We start from the raw sequence: 1,639 nt of genomic DNA on the forward strand, positions 1-1,639 counted from the left end.
GGCTTTTACAGTTTTATAAATTTTTGTGAATTTTAGATTGCGGAGAAAACAGCTCCGGTATAAAACGACGTAACCCCCAACGTTTGTTGGGGGTTACGAATTAAGCGGAGAAAGAGGGATTCGAACCCCCGGACCTGTTACAGTCAACAGTTTTCAAGACTGCCGCATTCGACCGCTCTGCCATTTCTCCAGTATGTCGCTTTCATTACCTGATTGCGAGTGCAAATATAAGAACCTTTTTTGGTTATGCAAATCTATTTTTATAAAAAAAAGCATCTATTTTTAGTACTAATTTTTAAATGTTTCATTTTCCATACTTTAGGCGAAATTTATTTTTGAAAAAAATAAAAAATTAAGTTTAATACTTTACGTATTCTGTTATTTCCAGTCCATAACCAATCATTCCCACACGTTTTGTCCCTTCGGTATTGGATACTAGTCTTATTTTTGAAATATCAATATCATGTAATATCTGAGCACCGATACCAAAATCTTTACTGTCGATAACAATTTTAGGCGCTTTCATCACACCTTCGCTTTGTAATAATTTAAGTTCTGTTATACGACTTAGTAAATTAACTGATTGCATATCCTGATTGATGAAAATAACGGCACCTTTTCCGTGCTCGTTAATTACTTTAAACATATCATCGAGTTGTTGGTCCGCATTATTGGTTAATGTGCCTAATAAATCATTATTTACCTGTGAGGAATTGATTCTGGTTAAAATGGCTTCGCCCAAATTCCAAGTTCCTTTTGTTAAAGCAATATGAATTTGTTTGTTAGTTGTTTGCTGGTAAGCGCGTAATCTGAAAGTACCAAAACGGGTTTCCAGATCAAAATCTTCTTTTTTTACAATCAGACTGTCATGTTGCATTCTGTAAGCAACTAAATCTTCAATGGAAACTAATTTCAAATCGAACTTTTTAGCCACTTTTACCAATTGGGGCAAACGCGCCATCGAACCATCTTCGTTCATGATTTCTACAATTACTCCCGCTGATTTAAAGCCTGCCAGTCTTGCAAAATCGATTGCAGCTTCAGTATGTCCGGTTCTTCTTAAAACACCTCCTTGTTTGGCAATAAGAGGAAATATATGTCCTGGTCGTGCTAAATCATGTGGTTTTGTTTTGGAATCAACTAAAGATAAAATAGTTTTAGCTCTGTCTCCTGCTGATATTCCTGTAGTTACTCCATTACCTCTTAAATCCACCGAAACTGTAAAAGCAGTTTCCATAGGGTCTGTGTTGTTACTGACCATTACGTGCAGGCCTAATTCTTTACAACGGCTTTCTGTTAATGGTGCGCATATTAGTCCGCGGCCGTGGGTAGCCATGAAGTTAATCATTTCAGGTGTTACTTTTTCGGCTGCAGCCAGGAAATCACCTTCATTTTCTCTGTCTTCATCATCGACTACAATAATAATTTTTCCTTGACGAATATCTTCAATCGCTTCTTCTATTGTATTGAGGTGTATTTTAGTTGTAACCATGAGTGGTGTTTAATTTGGTGTGGGAAATATTTTTTTCGAGTTACTTACTTAATCACTACGATTTGTTTCCAGCCCCGATGCGGATGTGAGACTAATCGTTTGAATATATTATCAAAAATAGAATCTTTGTAAATTGACCTATTCAGC

Annotated in this window: 1 protein-coding gene and 1 tRNA gene; both read right to left on the reverse strand. The window is 36.2% G+C overall.

Annotated elements, in window-relative coordinates; all coding sequences use genetic code 11:
- Window positions 1–105: 105 nt before the first annotated feature.
- Window positions 106–190 (reverse strand) — tRNA-Ser (locus ACNQGH_RS21840).
- A 168-nt stretch (window positions 191–358) separates the two neighbouring features.
- Window positions 359–1,492, reverse strand: a complete 1,134-nt coding sequence (gene ribB, locus ACNQGH_RS21845; RefSeq protein WP_417958127.1) for a 3,4-dihydroxy-2-butanone-4-phosphate synthase — start codon at window positions 1,490–1,492, stop codon at window positions 359–361.
- Window positions 1,493–1,639: the final 147 nt, after the last annotated feature.

The sequence above is a fragment of the Flavobacterium kochi genome, assembly GCF_048286715.1.
Classification (GTDB): Bacteria; Bacteroidota; Bacteroidia; order Flavobacteriales; family Flavobacteriaceae; genus Flavobacterium.

Bases quoted from the DNA above. Each gene is read 5' to 3' on its own strand.
- ribB (WP_417958127.1), bottom strand. From the start codon at position 1,492: ATGGTTACAACTAAAATACACCTCAATACAATAGAAGAAGCGATTGAA.